This window comes from Streptomyces sp. NPDC088124 (assembly GCF_040685895.1).
In the GTDB taxonomy this organism is placed as follows: domain Bacteria; phylum Actinomycetota; class Actinomycetes; order Streptomycetales; family Streptomycetaceae; genus Streptomyces.
This window is the reverse complement of record NZ_JBFBJB010000053.1, coordinates 36,180-51,392: the sequence shown is the minus strand read 5'-3', so window position 1 is coordinate 51,392 and position 15,213 is coordinate 36,180. Positions and strand designations below refer to the sequence as shown.

The window sequence follows — 15,213 nt, the reverse complement described above, 5'->3', positions numbered from 1 at the left end:
GAGCGTGGCGCTCGATATGTTTGACAGCAAATCAAGCAAACATCCTGTCATATTTTATGTGGCGCAGCTCACATGAGATGAACGGGTCGCCAATCGGCGCGCAGGTCACCGAGCGCGCGGGGAAGCTCCCGGTCGCCGTCGCGACGCGCCGTGCGGGCCGGGGTCTCCCGAACCTCCTCCACGACAAGGCCCGATCATGACGGCCCGCCCGCCGGACGGGCCTGACGGGCGGTGGATCATGGTCGTGGACCAGCCGACGGGGACACAGGGGTAGGGGAATCATGGTCGCGTTCCACGCGTCCGCGCTGGACGGAGTCGCCCGCAACCCGGCGCTGCCGACACCGTTGCTGCTGCGCTTGCTCGCCTTCGACGGCGGCGGTAACGGCCCGCCCCGTCACGCCCTCCAGCGGGCTGGACTTCCCGAGCGAGCCGTCGCGGTGATCCTGGTTCACCCGAACCCGGGCGCTCGGATCGACTTCGCGATGAGCGCCAGGGCCGAGCCCGCGCAGCGGGCCCGGCTCGTGGACGACGCTTCCCCCACGGTGCGGGCCGCTCTCGCGCACGGACCCGAGTGGCGCGACCCGCGTACGGCGGTCGCGCCGCTGCCGGACGACGTGTGCGCCCGCCTGCTCGACGACCCTGACCCTTCCGTACGCGCGGCCCTGCTGGACTCGCCCCATCTGGCGCCATCGTTCGTGGCCTCGCTGGCTACGCATCACGATCCGGCGGCGCGCCGGGACGCGGTGCGTGTATGGGAGATCCTGCTGCCGGGCGAGCGGTCGGCGCTGCTGGCCGACCCTGACCCCGAGGTGCGGCGGGCCGCCGCACTGTGGGAGTGCCGACGGGACTCGCGCGTCACCGCCGCACTCCTCCGCGATCCGAAGTCCGCCGCCGAGGTGCTGCGCCACGGGCTTTTCCACCACGCCGACGCCGAACGGCGCGTCGCCGAGCGGACGCACCTGGCCGCCCTCGCCGAGAACCCGTCGCTGCCCACCGACCTCGTGGAGCAGCTCGCCGTCGACCCCGACGAGGCCGTGCGGCTCGCGGTCTCCCTCAGGCCCGAGCTGGACGAGGCGCGGCGCATGGCCATCGACTTCACGGTCGGGGACTTCGACAGGGCGAACGTGGGGTGGGTGCGGGACGGGCTCGCCGACCCCGAGGTGCTGCGTCGGGCCGCGACCTCCGCCCACCCGCTGCTCCGGCGCACCGCCGCCCGGAGCCCCCACCTGCCGCCCGATCTCGTGCGCCTGCTCGCGCGCACCGAGGACCCCTTGGTGGAGGACCTCTTGAGTGTGCACCACCCCGACACCCCGGAGGAGGTCCTGATGCGTGTGTACGCGCGGCTCGGTGGGACGTTCTCCGCCTGGATGGCGGAGACGCATCCCCGCTTTCCCCGCGAGGGTCTCGCCGCGCGCTACGCGGACCACCCGGACGGGAACTACCGTCGGCTGGCCGTCCGGGACCCGGCCGCCACGCCCGCGTTGATCGAACGGCTCAGCCACGACCCCGCGGTCTGGACGCGCCAGGCAGCGGCCGGCGACCCGCGCCTGCCGCTCCACCGGCTCCGCGAGGCACTTCATGTCCCTGAACTGGCCTCCAGCGCAGGTGCCAACCCGACGCTCCCCGAGGACGAGATGGCCGCCGTCCTGAACCGGGCCGGCGTTCCCGCCTGATCGCCGGGCAGAACCCGCGGTACCCGTACGGCCCGGTACCCGGGCGACGCTTCGGCACACCTGCGCCTCGATCATGTTGGAAACCGGAGAGTCCGTCGTGACCCCGGCTCGGTGACTCGGACACTCCTCGCCGGCGATCACCCTCGGTTACTATGCTCACTTCATGCCGGAAACCGGCAGCAAGGGGCACGGCATCATCGGCGGTCTGCTGGGGGAGCGGGGAGACCGGCTTGCCGGCCGAAACTCCCCGGATTCTTCCCAGCGTCGTCGACCGGTGATTCCTGCCTCTGCACCCCGGAGAAGCCGTCCGTGGATTGTAAGACTGAAGAGAAGGGTGGCCTGGGAAAGTGCTGGAAGAGGTCGTAGCGACCCGCTATGTCACGCCTTTGCGTGAGGGTGGCTCGCTCCCCGGGATCGTCGAGGCGGACGACCTGGGCACGTACGTCATGAAGTTCACCGGCGCGGGCCAGGGCCGCAAGACCCTGGTCGCCGAGGTCATCTGCGGCCAGCTCGCCCGCAGGCTCGGCCTGCGGATCCCCGAACTGGTGCGGATGGAACTCGACCCCGTCATCGGGCTCTCGGAGCCCGATCAGGAGGTGCAGGAGCTGCTGAAGGCCAGCGGCGGGCTGAACCTCGGGATGGACTACCTCCCCGGATCGATCGGCTTCGATCCGCTGGCGTACGAGGTGAGCTCCGAGGAGGCGGGCCGGATCGTCTGGTTCGACGCGCTCATCAACAACGTCGACCGCTCCTGGCGCAACCCCAACCTGCTGGTCTGGCACGGCGATCTCTGGCTCATCGACCACGGGGCCACCATGATCTGGCACCACAACTGGCCGGGCGCCCAGGCGTCCGCCGCCAAGCCGTACAACGCCTCCGACCACGCGCTCGCGCCGTTCGCCCCCGATATCGCCGCGGCCGCCGAGCGACTCGCCCCGCTGGTCACCGAGGGACTGCTGACCGAGATCACCGCCGAAGTCCCCGAGGAATGGCTGGCCGACGAGCCCGGCTTCGACTCCACCGACGCGTTGCGCCGCGCGTACGTGACGCCGCTCCTGGAGCGCGCCGCGACGATCCACGGGCGCGTCACGTTCGACGCGCCCAGCCCCGAACGGCCCTCGCGGGCACCGGGATGGCTGGCCGACCGGCTGGCCCCGCAGCCGAGGCGCGCGCACGGCGCGCGGAGCGAGAAGGGCGGCGCCCAGTGAGCGCGACCGGCTTCACCGAGCCCACGTACGTCAAGAACGTCAAGGGCGACAAGGACGTCTACGAGTACGCGCTGCTGCGGGTCGTGCCGCGCGTCGAGCGGGGCGAGTGCTTCAACGCCGGGGTGCTGGTCTACTGCCGGGCACAGTCGTACGTCGGCGCCCTCACCCATCTCGACGAGGCCAAGCTGTCCGTCCTCGACCCCCGGGCGGACCTCGCGGGGGTACGGGCGGCGCTGCGCGCGGTCGAGAACATCTGCGCGGGCGGCGAGGCGGCCGGACAGGCCGGCACGGACGACGCGGGCCGGCGCTTCCGCTGGCTGATCGCCCCGCGCTCGACCGTAGTGCAGCCCGGCCCCGTCCACACGGGACTGACGTCCGACCCGCGGGCCGAGGCGGAACGGCTGCTGCGTCTGCTCGTGTTCTGAGTCGTCCGGGCCGTCCGGGGCGGCTGAGTCGTTTGCGTCCTCTGCGTCCTCTGCGTCCTCTGCGTCCTCTGCGTCCTCTGCATTTCTCCTCGCCCTTCGGAGCGGCGGATCACACCCTCCGGCGCCCTCGGCCGTTGACACGGCGTGCTGCGGCTTCTAGCGTCTGTCTGCTGAACCTACTAAGCGGTTGCTCAGCATCGGGCCGCAGGATCCTAGGGCGAGGAGATCAGGGATGTCCACCACCGAGCAGCGCGTAGCGGTCGTGACCGGGGCGGCGCGCGGCATTGGCGCCGCCACCGCGGTACGGCTGGCGGCGGAGGGCCGTGCCGTGGCCGTGCTCGACCTCGATGAGGCGGCCTGCAAGGACACCGTCGAGAAGATCACCGCGGCGGGCGGCACCGCCCTGGCCGTCGGCTGTGACGTCTCGGACGCCGCCCAGGTGGAGGCGGCCGTCGCGCGGGTCGCCGCCGAACTGGGCGCGCCGACCATCCTCGTCAACAACGCGGGCGTGCTGCGGGACAACCTGCTCTTCAAGATGAGCGAGTCCGACTGGGACACCGTGGTCAACGTCCACCTCAAGGGCGCGTTCCTGATGGCGAAGGCCTGCCAGAAGCACATGGTGGACGCCGGGTTCGGCCGTATCGTCAGCCTCTCCTCCAGCTCCGCGCTGGGCAACCGGGGCCAGGCCAACTACGCCGCCGTCAAGGCCGGCCTCCAGGGTTTCACGAAGACGCTCGCCAAGGAGCTCGGCAAGTTCGGCATCACCGCCAACGCGGTGGCCCCGGGCTTCATCGTCACCGAGATGACCGCCCAGACCGCCGCCCGCGTCGGCATGGGCTTCGAGGATTTCCAGGCCGCGGCCGCCACCCAGATCCCCGTGCAGCGCGTCGGACGGCCCGAGGACGTCGCGAACGCGATCGCCTTCTTCACGGGCGACGCGGCGGGCTTCGTCTCCGGACAGGTCATGTACGTCGCCGGCGGACCGCTCAACTGACACCGGGGGCGGTCCACATGACGGAGCAGACGGAAGAACGCGCGGAACGCGGCGAGCGGGCCCCGGAGAGCGGGAGGGCCGCACTCGTCACCGGCGCGAGCCGGGGCATCGGATACGGCGTGGCCCAGGCGCTCGTCGCGCGCGGCGACCGGGTGTGCATCACCGGCCGGAACGAGGACGCGCTCAAGGCGGCGGTCGAGCGGCTCGGCGCCGACCGGGTCATCGGAGTGGTGGGCAAGGCGCACGACCGGGCGCACCAGGCGGTCGCCGTCGAGCGCGCCATGGAGGCGTTCGGACGGGTCGACTTCCTGGTCAACAACGCGGGAACGAACCCGGTCTTCGGCCCGATGGCCGAGCTGGACCTGGACGTCGCCCGCAAGGTGTTCGAGACCAACGTCGTCTCGGCGCTCGGCTTCGCCCAGCACACCTGGCGCGCCTGGCAGAAGGAGAACGGCGGCGCGATCGTCAACATCGCCTCCGTCGCCGGGATCTCCGCGTCCCCGTTCATAGGCGCCTACGGGATGAGCAAGGCCGCCATGGTCAACCTGACCCTCCAGCTCGCGCACGAGTTCGCGCCGGGCGTCCGGGTCAACGCCATCGCGCCCGCCGTGGTCAAGACGAAGTTCGCCGTGGCGCTGTACGAGGGCCGGGAGGCCGAGGCCGCCGCCGCGTACCCCCTGGGCCGGCTCGGGGTGCCCGAGGACATCGGCGGCGCCGCCGCGTTCCTCACCTCCGACCAGTCGGACTGGATCACCGGGCAGACGCTCGTGGTCGACGGCGGGATCTTCCTCAACGCGGGGGTCCGCTGACCGCCGATCCCGGTCCCCGCGGGCAGAAAGAGCTGGTAGGAGCGATTGTCAGTGGCCACCGGTAGGTTCAGGGGGTACAAGTGATCGCTTACCGGAGGTTGTTGACGTGACCGAGACCGACATGCTGCCCGCGTCCTGGCGTGGTGTCCTCGGCGAAGAGCTGGAGAAGCCCTATTTCAAGGAGCTGATCGACTTCGTCGAGGAGGAGCGGGCGAAGGGGCCGGTCTACCCGCCGCGTGAAGAGGTCTTCGCCGCGCTCGACGCCACCCCGTACGACCAGGTGAAGGTCCTGGTCCTGGGCCAGGACCCGTACCACGGGGCGGGCCAGGGGCACGGGCTGTGCTTCTCGGTCCGTCCCGGGGTCAGGACGCCCCCCTCCCTGCGCAACATCTACAAGGAGATGAAGGAGGAGCTGGGCCTTCCGGTGCCGGACAACGGCTATCTGATGCCCTGGGCCCAGCAGGGGGTCCTGCTGCTCAACGCGGTGCTGACGGTCCGGGAGGGCGAGGCCAACTCCCACAAGAACAAGGGCTGGGAGAAGGTGACGGACGCGGTGATCCGCGCCGTGGCCGAGCGGCCCGACCCGGCGGTCTTCGTCCTGTGGGGCGCCTACGCCCAGAAGAAGCTCCCCCTGATCGACGAGGAGCGTCACGTGGTGGTGAAGGGCGCGCACCCCTCGCCGCTGTCGGCGAAGAAGTTCTTCGGGTCGCGGCCGTTCACCCAGATCAACGAGGCGGTCGCCGCGCAGGGCCACGCGCCCATCGACTGGCGCATCCCCGACCTCGGCTGAGGGCGAATGCCCGGCGGGGCGGTTAGCGTGATGTTCGTCGGACCAATGGGACGGGCAAGCGGAGGCGGCAGTGGCGGAGCAGCGGCAGGCGTCGGCGGACGCCGTCCTGACCAGGATCGGGCAGGCGGTCATGCTGCTCCACGCCGGTGACCGCGAGGAGGCGCGCAACCGCTTCGGCGAGCTGTGGGCGGAGATCGGTGAGGCGGGGGACGCGCTCCACCGCTGCACCCTCGCGCACTACATGGCCGACGCCCAGGACGACCCGGGGGACGAACTGGCGTGGGACCTGCGGGCGCTGACCGCGGTGGAGGGGCCGGACGGGGAAGCGGGGGAGCCGTCGCCCGCCGTCCGCGCCTTCTGCCCGTCCCTCCATCTCAATCTCGCGGCCGACTATCTCAAACTCCAGCGCCCGGAGGCGGCCCGGCTCCATCTCGACCGGGCGCGGGACGCGGCGGACGCGCTCGGGCCCGCCGGGTACGGCGACGGGATCCGGACGGGCATCGACCGCCTGGAGCGCAGGCTGGGGGAGTGGTGAGCGGGGGGATGGTGAACGCGGGGGCGTGATCCGAGGGGCGTGGCTCCGTGGCGTAATTCTGTTATGTCCCACGACAGATGCCGGCCTGGGGGCTGTCGGCCGGCCAGCGCGCGTAGCCCTCGCCGAAGGCGCAGAGGTCGGCGAGGGCCGGTACGGAGGGGAGCGGTGCGGCCGGCCGTCGCCGCGGCGGCTCATGGGGCCGCTCGTGGAGCCGGCCCTGGCCGAGCTCCGCCGGTGCCGGGGCCGGGGCATTTCCCGGGCCCGCGGTCCCGGCGCCGGACTCCCGGGTGTGGGCCGGGTGCGACGCCTTGGGGGAGGCGGGCGGCTTCGGGGTGGGGGTCATCCGCTCCAGGGCTTCCTTGACCGGGGACTGCACGACCTGTGGCTCCACTCCGCCGGGCTCCGGGGCGGGGGCGGTCGCCGGGGGTGCGGGCCGGGGGTCCTGCGGGGGCCGCGGGCCCACGGCCACACATCCGGAGACGGCCGTGACCGCCATGCCCAGCAGGGCCATCGCCACGCTTCTCGTTCGCTGCACGCGCGCAACTCTGCTGGGCGCGGGCGCCGTTCGCGAGCCGAGGAGGGGGGTGATGGCTCGTACGGGTGAAGCCGCCGGGCGTGTGGCCTGCGGCGTTGACGGCTCGGCGTGACCGGCCGCCCGGCGCGGAGGTGCCCGGATCTCGGCGCCGCGAGCGGGTCAGTCGCCCGTCGCGCCGTCCAGGCGCTCACGCAGGAGATCGGCGTGGCCGTTGTGCCGGGCGTACTCCTCGATCATGTGCGCGTAGATCCAGCGGAGGGTGAACGGGTCGCCGCTGTTCCGCTGCCGCTCGCCCGAGCCGCGATGGTCGAGCGGGAGGGGCGCGGCCACCTCTCGCGCATAGGCGATCTGGGCCTGCCAGGTGGCGTACGCCTCCTCCCAGGTGTCGTCCGGACCGGCGTGGAAGTCCCCGTCGGGGTCCGCGTCGGTGAAGTAGAACGGCGGGGCCTTCTCGTCGCGGAGCCGGTTGCGGAACCAGGAGCTCTCGACCTCGGCCATGTGCCGGACGAGACCGAGCAGGGTCAGCTCCGAGGGGGGTACGGCCCGCTCCCTGAGCTGTTCCCCGGTCAGCCCGGCGCATTTCAGGGCGAGGGTCTCCCGGTGGAATTCGAGCCAGCCCTCCAGCATTTCGCGCTCGCCCGCGAAACTGGAGGGCACGGTGCGGGTGTCGGCGGGCACGGGGGCGGTCGCGGCGGCGGGCATGGGGGCGGTCGCCGTGTTCGTCTCGGAAGTCGTCATGGCGGCCATCCTCACGTACGGCCGACGGCCGCTGCCATGGGTTATCCGGCGGGGCCCGGCCCGTCGCCCGGCCGCGGCGTCAGGTCGCCCACCATGCCGCGCAGCAGTTCGGCGAAGCCGCGGCGCAGTTCGTCCAGGGTGGGTACGGCGCTGTGGTACGAGCCCGCCGCGCAGGAGAACATCAGCCCCTCGCACCACGCGACCAGCGAGAGCGCGTGCCGCTCGGGCTCGGCCGATCCCGCCGCCCTCATCATCGCGATCAGCGGCTCCCGGAACTGGCTGCCCGTCGCGTCGTAGAAGGCCCGCAGCTCCGGGCGGCGGGTGGCCTCCAGCGCCAGCTCGTAGCGGGCGATGAGCAGATCGGGGTGGCGGGTCAGATAGCGGTGCAGGGCCAGCGCCAGCGCGTCGACGGGACCGGCCGCGCCGCCCAGGGCCGCGGGCATCTCGTCCGGGGTGAGCACCCGCATCTCGCGCTCCGCGTGGCGCCGTACCGCCGCCTCCAGCAGCGCCTGCCGGGTGCGGGCGTGGTTGGACGTCGAGCCCTGCGGGAGCCCGGCCCGCTCGTCCACCGCCCGGTGCGTGAGACCGCGCATCCCGCGCTCGACGAGCAGGGCGAGGGCGGCATCGGCGATCAGCTCCGCGCGGGCCGTGCCCGTGACGCCGGTGCCGGTGCCGGTGCCTGAGGTGTCTGAGGTGCCTTTGGTGCCTGGCGTGTTGGTGGGGCGTGTCGTGCGAGGGGGCATGAGGCCAATCTATCCCGACCACTACACCCGTAGTACGCTGCCGGTGCACGCCACTACATCTGTAGTTCGCGTCGGAATCGGCGCGGCCGGAGGAGGAGACGCCATGAACCAGTCCCGTGCCGTCGTCATCGGCGGTGGAATCGGCGGTCTGACCGCGGCCATCGCCCTGCACCAGCGGGGCTGGGCGGTCACCGTCCTGGAACGCGCCCCCGCGCTCACCCCGGTCGGCGCCGGCATCGGCCTCATGCCCAACGCGCAGCGCGCGCTCGATGTCATCGGTCTCGGTGACCGGGTCAGGGAGCTCTCCGCCTGGCAGGGCGCCGGCGGGCTCCGTACCCCCGGGGGCCGCTGGCTCAACCGGATGGACGGGCAGGCGGCGGCCGAGCGGTTCGGCGGCCCCCTCGTCCTGCTCCACCGGGCCACCCTGGTCGGGATCCTGTGCGACGCGCTCCCCGAAGGGACCGTACGGACCGGGGCCGCCGCCACGCTCACCGACCCCGGCGGCGGCCCCGGCGACGGCTCCGGCGACGGCTCCGGTACCGGCTTCGGCCCGAGGGCCGCCGTCGTGGACACCCCTGACGGCGCCCTGGCGGCCGAACTCGTCGTCGCCGCCGACGGCGCCCGGTCCGCCGCCCGCCGGATGCTCTTCCCCGGCCACCCGGGACCGGTGTACGCCGGATACACCACCTGGCGTGTGGTCGTCCCGCCGCCCGGGCGGCCGTTCGCGCCGCACGAGACCTGGGGCCGGGGCCGTCTCTGGGGCACCCAGCCGCTCAAGGACGGCCGCGTGTACGCGTACGCCATGGCCGTGACGCCCGCCGGCGGTCACGCCCCCGACGACGAACGGGCGGAGCTGCGCCGGCTCTTCGGCGACTGGCACGACCCCGTACCCCGGATCATCGACGCCGCCGCGCCCGGGGACGTCCTGCGCCACGACGTCCACGAGATGCGGTCGCCGCTGCCCGCGTACCACCGCGGCCGGGCCGCGCTGATCGGGGACGCCGCCCACGCCATGCAGCCCACCCTGGCGCAGGGCGGCAACCAGGCGATCGAGGACGCCGTCGTCCTCGCCCACCACGCGGGACCCGGTACCGCCGGGGGCGTCCCCGACCTCGCCGCGTACACCGCCGCGCGGCTGCCCCGTACGACCGCGATCGTCCGCCAGGCGCACCGGACGGGCCGGCTGTCCGGAGCCGGCGGAGTGGTCACCGCGGCGCTGCGCGACCACCTCGTCGCGGGAGTGTCCCGGCTCGTCCCGGGGCTCGTGCTGCGGAACTTCGACGGCATCGCCGACTGGCGTCCACCGCAGCGCCCGTATGCTGCCGGAACACCGCGCGGACAGCGGGAAGAAGGCCGCGCGGAGCACTGAACCCACCGTGGAGCGACCGCGCTCCACCCACGCCAGGGAGATCCCCGTGAAGGTCGGCTGCATCGGGCTCGGCGACATCGCGCACAAGGCGTACCTGCCGGTGCTGACCACCCTCCCCGGGGTCGAACCGCACCTCCAGACCCGGAGTCCCGCGACCCTCACGCGCACCGCCGAGACCTTCCGCGTCCCCGCCGAGCACTGCCACCGGGACTTGGACGCCCTGCTCGCGCAAGGTCTCGACGCCGCGTTCGTGCACGCCCCGACCGCCGCTCACGCCGAGATCGTGACGCGGCTGCTGGCGGCGGGCGTGCCCACGTACGTCGACAAGCCCCTGGCGTACGAACTCGCCGACGCGCGACGGGTGGTGGAGCTGGCCGAGGAGCGCGGCGTCGGTCTCGCCGTCGGTTTCAACCGCCGCTTCGCGCCGAGCTACGTCCAGTGCCTGGACCACCCGCGCGAACTGATCCTGCTCCAGAAGAACCGCGTCGGGCTCCCCGAGGACCCGCGCACCTTCGTCCTGGACGACTTCATCCATGTCGTCGACACCCTGCGCTTCCTGCTGCCGGGACCCGTCGAGCACACCGACGTGCGGGCCAGGGTCAGGGACGGGCTGCTGCACCACGTCGTGCTCCAGCTCTCCGGCGACGGCTTCACCGCGATCGGCATGATGAACCGGCTGAGCGGCTCCGCCGAGGAGATCCTGGAGGTCTCGGGGCAGGACACCAAGCGGGCCGTCCACGATCTCGCGACGATCATCGACCACAAGGGGCAGCCGAGCGTACGGCGGCGCGGCGACTGGGTGCCCGTCGCCCGGCAGCGGGGTGTCGAGCAGTGCGTCCTGAGCTTCCTGGACGCCGTACGGGCCGGCCGGGCCCTCAGCGCACAGGACGCCCTGCGGACGCACGAGCTGTGCGAGCGGGTGGTACACGCGGTGTCGGCCGAGAGGCCCCGGGACGCCTGAGCGACCGTACGCCCTCCACCGCGAGCGCGACCGCCAGCACGGCGAGCGCCCCGTACACCGCCCAGTCGCCCAGCCTGGCGTACGGGGTCGTGCCGTTCGCCAGCGGTATGTCGAAGACGGTGGCGGCGGAGCGCTCCGTACCGACGGGGCTCCCGACCGGCCGGCCGTCCGGGCCGAAGACGGCGCTGACGCCGGTGAGCGTGGCGTGGACCATCGGACGGCCGTTCTCCGCGGCCCGCAGCGCCGCCAGCGACGCGTGCTGCTCCGGTGCCCAACTGCCCTGGAACGACGAGGTGGACGACTGGGCGACCAGCACCTGCGCGCCCGACCGCACCAGCCGCCGGCTCATGTCGGGGAAGGCGGTTTCGAAGCAGATCAGCGGCCCGAACCGCAGCCGGCCCCCGCCCGGTTCCGGCGCCGTCATCACCACCTGGCGCGTGCCGCGCACCCGGTCCTCGCCCGCCGCCTTGCCCACCGAGGTCACCCAGCCGAGGGCGGCACGCGCCGGGACGTACTCACCGAAGGGGACCAGGCGCATCTTGTCGTACGTATCGCCGGTCGGTCCGTCGGGGCCCACGAGGACGGCGCGCTTGAAGATGCCCGGGCGCCCCGACGCGTCCGTGCTGCGCGCGTCCACGTTGACCAGGATCTCCGCCCCGACCGTGCGGGAGAGCGCGGCGAGCCGGCCGGCGAGATCGGGCCGCCTCTCCAGATCCATTCCGACGCTGCTCTCGCCCCACACCACCAGGGCGGGCCGCTGCCCGGCCAGGGTGCGGGTCAGGGCCTCGCCACGGGCGAAGCGCCGCTCGACGGAGTCGGCGCCGCCTATGACGCCCGGTTGGACGACCGCGATCCGGGCGCGGCCGGACGGTTCGGTTCGTGGCGCCCAGGCCGCCGCCGAGCCGGCCACGAGACCGCAGACCACCAGGGTCACGGCCGCGGCGGTCCGTGCGGCGGCCACCGTTATCAGCAGGGTCAGCGCGGTGTTCACCGCGACCACCACCAGGCTCACCAGCCACACCCCGCCCACCGAGGCGAGCCGCAGGGCGGGGGCGACCTCCCATTGACTGGCGCCGAGCAGTCCCCACGGTCCGCCCAGCCCCTCCCAGGACCTGGCCACCTCGATCACCAGCCATCCCGAGGCGACCACGGCCGGCGCGGCGAGCGCGCGTCCCGCGGACGGCGCGGGGCCGCCCAGCACGGAGCGCACCAGCCATCCCCAGGGCGCCCAGAGCAGCCCGAGCAGGCCCGCCAGCAGCACGATGAAGACATGCAGGCTCGGTATGAGCCAGTGGTGCACGGCGACGATGAAGCCGAGCCCGCCCAGCCAGCCGTCCAGCGCGGCCCGGCGGGGCGTGGGGGCGCTCCGTACGAGCAGCATCCAGGGCACCAGGGAGACATACGCGAGCCACCACAGCGAGGGCGCGGGAAAGGCCGGCGCGGAGAGCGCCCCGGCCGCCAACGCCGCGGCCCCGCGCCACCACGGCGACGCCAGGCCCGGGCCCCGCCGTGACCGTTCCCGCAGGACGGCCGTGGTCCCCTCCGTCACCGTGCCTCCTCGCCGTGTCCGTCCAGCAGACCCTTCCCCGCAGGACGGCGGCGAAGCGGGATCGGCGGCGAAGCCGGGATCGGGCGAAGCGGGATCAGGGGGCAGGAGGGACCAGGGGCAGGCGGGATCAGGGGGGAGGTGGGATCAGAGGGTGGCGGTATCCGGGCCGCGCCGCCACTTCTCGTGCACCGCGACCGTACGCAGCCGCCACCGGGCGTCGTCGCGGATCAGCCCGAAGGTGAAGGTGCCGCCACGCAGCAGGTCCGCGCCCGACGTGCGGCGCAGCGGGCTCAGGTAGTCGGCGCGGACATCCGCCCGGTCCCCGGTGTAGCCGCCCAGGTCCTGGAGGCGCAGCCGCCGGTTGACGATCAGGTGCTGACGCACGCTGTACGGGCGCAGCATGCCGGCCAGCCAGTCGGCGACCTCGGCCGCCGGGCCCTCGATACCGCCCGCCGCGGTGTAGTCGGCGCGGCCGTCCGCGGTGAACAGGGCGCGGAATCCCGGCCAGTCGCCCTCGTCCACGGCCACCGCGTAGCCGGTGATCACCTCGTCGATGGCGAGACGGTCCATCACGGTCGCGAGATCCACACGCTGTGTCATCGGTTCAGTCTCCGGCAGGGAGGGCCCCGGGCCAAGAGACGCGCACGCGGGCCGCAAAAGGAACAGCCCCTGGATGGCCCAGGGGCTGTGCGGTGTAGCGCTCTTCTGTGCCGTTCCGCGCCGGATACGGCGCCCCGGCGCCCCGACGGGCCCAGGGTCTTTACGAGAGGCCCTGGGGCGTGTTTCGAAAATCCCGCCTGGCTCGCGACGCCTGGCACGCACGCTCGCTGCGTTGTCGGAGTCGTCCACGTACGGCCAGGCCATCGAGGGCGCCGATCCTCCGCCTTGCGATCGCGCTCGGCGTCCACAGGACGAATCAATGTGCCGAGACGGAGCGAGCGGAGCGAGTGCAGTGCACCAGACGCCGCGAGCCCCGCCCTGCGGGCGGACGGCGCTACTTTCGAAACACGCCCTAGGCGGCCTGGTCGACGTCGTCGTGCAGGGCCGCGGCCCATTCGAGGAGGAGGACTTCGTACGCCTCCGAGGGCCAGGTTCCGTCGGCCGCGTCGACGAGCGCGCGAATCCGCTCATTGGCCGCTACGGCGCCGGAGGCCCGGATGGCGGATGCGGAAGTGGAGGACATGTGACCAGCCTAGGGGCAGCCGGGGGACGCCCGGTGCCGTTCCGGGAGCGTCCTTGCTCACACTCGTGGTAGGCAACCCCTCACGCATCCAGTGGTCACTTCACGGGCATTTGGTACTTTTGATGGTATAAGCCACGTGAGTGGTGACCTCTGTGAGGAGGTTCAGATGTTGTCGGAAGCGGATTTCTACGCAAGCGACCGCCCGCCCCACCCGAAGCTGGCGGAGGACCGGCCGCGCGGCGGGGGCCCGAGGGCTCCGCTGCTCCACCGGGGTACCTGGAGCATCCTCGCCATCGTGGCCGTGGTCGTGCTGGTGATCGCCGTCGGGATCGTGCTCTTCCCCTGAGCCGCCGGTCCCCGTTCCGCCCCGGTCACCCAGGGCCCGTACGCGGTCAGCCGGCCGACTCGCCCGCGTGCGGGCTCAGTGTGTCCGTACCGACCAGGACGAGGATGGCGATGCCCAGCAGCACCCGGTAGATCACGAACGGCATGAAGCTCTTCGTGGTGATGAACTTCATGAACCAGGCGATGACCGCGTACCCCACCACGAAGGCGACCAGCGTCGCGAAGAGGGTCGGTCCCCAGGAGACATGGCCCTCGCCCGCGTCCTTCAGCTCGTACGCCCCCGAGGCCAGCACGGCCGGGATCGCGAGCAGGAAGGAGTAGCGGGCGGCCGCCTCACGCGTGTAGCCCATCAGCAGACCGCCGCTGATCGTCGCGCCCGACCGGGAGACGCCCGGCACCAGGGCCATCGCCTGGCAGAAGCCGAAGATCAGACCGTCCCGGACGCTCAGGTCCCGCAGCGACTTGCGCTCCTTGATCGCGCGGTGCTTGCCGCCCGTCTCGTCGCGGGCCGCCAGCCGGTCGGCGACGCCCAGGACGATGCCCATCACGATCAGCGTGACGGCGATCAGCCGCAGATCCCGGAACGGCCCGTCGATCTGGTCCTTCAGCGTGACGCCCAGGACCCCGATCGGGATCGAGCCGACGATGACCAGCCACCCCATCTGCGCGTCGTGGTCGCCGCGCATCTCCTTGTTCGTCAGCGAACGGAACCACGCCGAGAGGATGCGGGCGATGTCCTTGCGGAAGTAGATCAGCACGGCCGCTTCGGTGCCGATCTGGGTGATCGCGGTGAACGCCGCGCCCGGGTCGTGCCAGCCCGCGAACACCGCGGTCAGCCGCAGATGCGCGCTGGACGAGATGGGCAGGAACTCGGTCAGCCCCTGGACGAGCCCCAGGATGAAAGATTCGAACCAAGACATGGGAGGAGGACGCCATCCAAAAGATGATCAGCCACCGGCCGGCGCGACGACGGTCCGGTGAGCGGTGGTGAGGGGCAGTGGACGAGGGAAGGGTGCGGGACGGGTGAGGGCCGGCGGGCCGGACAGGGGGTCGCTCATACGGAGGAAGGAGAGGGGTCGCAGGCGCTGACTCCTCTTCTGCGCGGCGCTGCTGGGGCGGAGTCATGGCATGTCAAATGACCCCGTTCAGGCGCAAACTATGGCGATCTCATCGTCCCGGGCGTGGGCAGCGTAGCGCCTGCGGGTGAACGGACGGCGGCAGGGATCTGACGTCACGGGGTCCGCCGTACGGAGCACACCGCCCGTACGCCGCCCTCCCGCACCGCGCGCGCCCGCACCGGCGGAACCCTCACCCGAAGGGATCCCGGAGGGGGCGGGAGAAGGGGTGGGAGAGGGG

Annotated in this window: 17 protein-coding genes; 10 read left to right on the top strand and 7 right to left on the bottom strand. The window is 72.6% G+C overall.

Translation table 11 applies throughout. The annotated features are described in order from the left end of the window. The first annotated feature begins 281 nt into the window (after nucleotides 1-281). The 7 genes from AB0P17_RS33275 to AB0P17_RS33245 all read left to right on the top strand — a co-directional run bounded on the left by AB0P17_RS33275 (nucleotide 282) and on the right by AB0P17_RS33245 (nucleotide 6,434). Nucleotides 282-1,673 carry a Mucin-2 gene (locus AB0P17_RS33275; RefSeq protein WP_365816858.1) on the top strand — a complete coding sequence of 464 codons (1,392 nt, stop codon included), beginning with the start codon at nucleotides 282-284 and terminating at the stop codon, nucleotides 1,671-1,673. A 347-nt stretch (nucleotides 1,674-2,020) separates the two neighbouring features. After that, complete coding sequence (locus AB0P17_RS33270) at nucleotides 2,021-2,881, top strand: HipA family kinase (RefSeq protein ID WP_365816856.1); 861 nt, start codon at nucleotides 2,021-2,023, stop codon at nucleotides 2,879-2,881. Then, nucleotides 2,878-3,306: a DUF3037 domain-containing protein gene (locus tag AB0P17_RS33265; RefSeq protein WP_365816854.1), complete on the top strand. Its 429-nt coding sequence runs from the start codon at nucleotides 2,878-2,880 to the stop codon at nucleotides 3,304-3,306. The genes AB0P17_RS33270 and AB0P17_RS33265 overlap by 4 nt, the downstream gene beginning before the upstream one ends. Before the next feature lie 232 nt (nucleotides 3,307-3,538). Continuing rightward, entirely contained in the window at nucleotides 3,539-4,300 is a 762-nt protein-coding gene (gene fabG / locus AB0P17_RS33260) for a 3-oxoacyl-ACP reductase FabG (protein ID WP_365816852.1), read from the top strand. A 17-nt stretch (nucleotides 4,301-4,317) separates the two neighbouring features. Continuing rightward, entirely contained in the window at nucleotides 4,318-5,109 is a 792-nt protein-coding gene (locus AB0P17_RS33255; protein WP_365816850.1) for an SDR family oxidoreductase, read from the top strand. A gap of 106 nt (nucleotides 5,110-5,215) precedes the next feature. After that, nucleotides 5,216-5,899, top strand: coding sequence for a uracil-DNA glycosylase (locus tag AB0P17_RS33250; RefSeq protein WP_365816848.1), 684 nt, complete (start codon nucleotides 5,216-5,218; stop codon nucleotides 5,897-5,899). Between the two features lie 70 nt (nucleotides 5,900-5,969). Further along, entirely contained in the window at nucleotides 5,970-6,434 is a 465-nt protein-coding gene (locus tag AB0P17_RS33245) for a hypothetical protein (RefSeq protein WP_365816846.1), read from the top strand. Nucleotides 6,435-6,495: 61 nt separating this feature from the next. Here the strand turns inward: AB0P17_RS33245 and AB0P17_RS33240 are convergent, their stop codons facing one another. The 3 genes from AB0P17_RS33240 to AB0P17_RS33230 form a co-directional block, all read right to left on the bottom strand. Further along, entirely contained in the window at nucleotides 6,496-6,969 is a 474-nt protein-coding gene (locus tag AB0P17_RS33240) for a hypothetical protein (RefSeq protein WP_365816844.1), read from the bottom strand. A 159-nt stretch (nucleotides 6,970-7,128) separates the two neighbouring features. After that, nucleotides 7,129-7,671 carry a DinB family protein gene (locus AB0P17_RS33235; protein WP_365816886.1) on the bottom strand — a complete coding sequence of 181 codons (543 nt, stop codon included), beginning with the start codon at nucleotides 7,669-7,671 and terminating at the stop codon, nucleotides 7,129-7,131. 77 nt (nucleotides 7,672-7,748) lie between these two features. Further along, nucleotides 7,749-8,450, bottom strand: a complete 702-nt coding sequence (locus tag AB0P17_RS33230) for a TetR family transcriptional regulator (RefSeq protein WP_365816842.1) — start codon at nucleotides 8,448-8,450, stop codon at nucleotides 7,749-7,751. A gap of 103 nt (nucleotides 8,451-8,553) precedes the next feature. Between AB0P17_RS33230 and AB0P17_RS33225 the strand changes: the two genes are divergently transcribed. Together AB0P17_RS33225 and AB0P17_RS33220 are read left to right on the top strand one after the other, a co-directional pair. After that, the gene (locus tag AB0P17_RS33225) at nucleotides 8,554-9,819 is read left to right on the top strand and encodes an FAD-dependent monooxygenase (protein ID WP_365816840.1); all 1,266 of its coding nucleotides are present in this window, start codon (nucleotides 8,554-8,556) and stop codon (nucleotides 9,817-9,819) included. Nucleotides 9,820-9,865: 46 nt separating this feature from the next. Next, nucleotides 9,866-10,780, top strand: coding sequence for a Gfo/Idh/MocA family oxidoreductase (locus AB0P17_RS33220; RefSeq protein WP_365816884.1), 915 nt, complete (start codon nucleotides 9,866-9,868; stop codon nucleotides 10,778-10,780). On the opposite strand, the gene lnt is transcribed toward AB0P17_RS33220, so the two are convergent. The 3 genes from lnt to AB0P17_RS33205 form a co-directional block, all read right to left on the bottom strand. After that, a complete protein-coding gene (lnt, locus tag AB0P17_RS33215; protein WP_365816838.1) occupies nucleotides 10,695-12,329 on the bottom strand; it encodes an apolipoprotein N-acyltransferase in 1,635 nt (544 codons plus the stop codon). The two genes, AB0P17_RS33220 and lnt, sit on opposite strands and share 86 nt — an antisense overlap. Nucleotides 12,330-12,473: 144 nt before the next feature. Continuing rightward, nucleotides 12,474-12,929, bottom strand: a complete 456-nt coding sequence (locus AB0P17_RS33210; protein WP_365816836.1) for a nuclear transport factor 2 family protein — start codon at nucleotides 12,927-12,929, stop codon at nucleotides 12,474-12,476. Between the two features lie 412 nt (nucleotides 12,930-13,341). Then, nucleotides 13,342-13,512 carry a hypothetical protein gene (locus tag AB0P17_RS33205; RefSeq protein WP_365816834.1) on the bottom strand — a complete coding sequence of 57 codons (171 nt, stop codon included), beginning with the start codon at nucleotides 13,510-13,512 and terminating at the stop codon, nucleotides 13,342-13,344. Nucleotides 13,513-13,678: 166 nt separating this feature from the next. Between AB0P17_RS33205 and AB0P17_RS33200 the strand changes: the two genes are divergently transcribed. Next, nucleotides 13,679-13,858 (top strand): hypothetical protein, encoded by a 180-nt coding sequence (locus AB0P17_RS33200; protein ID WP_365816832.1) that lies wholly within the window; start codon nucleotides 13,679-13,681, stop codon nucleotides 13,856-13,858. Nucleotides 13,859-13,904: 46 nt separating this feature from the next. Here AB0P17_RS33200 and AB0P17_RS33195 read toward each other — a convergent pair whose 3' ends face one another. Further along, nucleotides 13,905-14,777 (bottom strand): undecaprenyl-diphosphate phosphatase, encoded by an 873-nt coding sequence (locus AB0P17_RS33195; protein WP_365816830.1) that lies wholly within the window; start codon nucleotides 14,775-14,777, stop codon nucleotides 13,905-13,907. Nucleotides 14,778-15,213 lie beyond the last annotated feature (436 nt).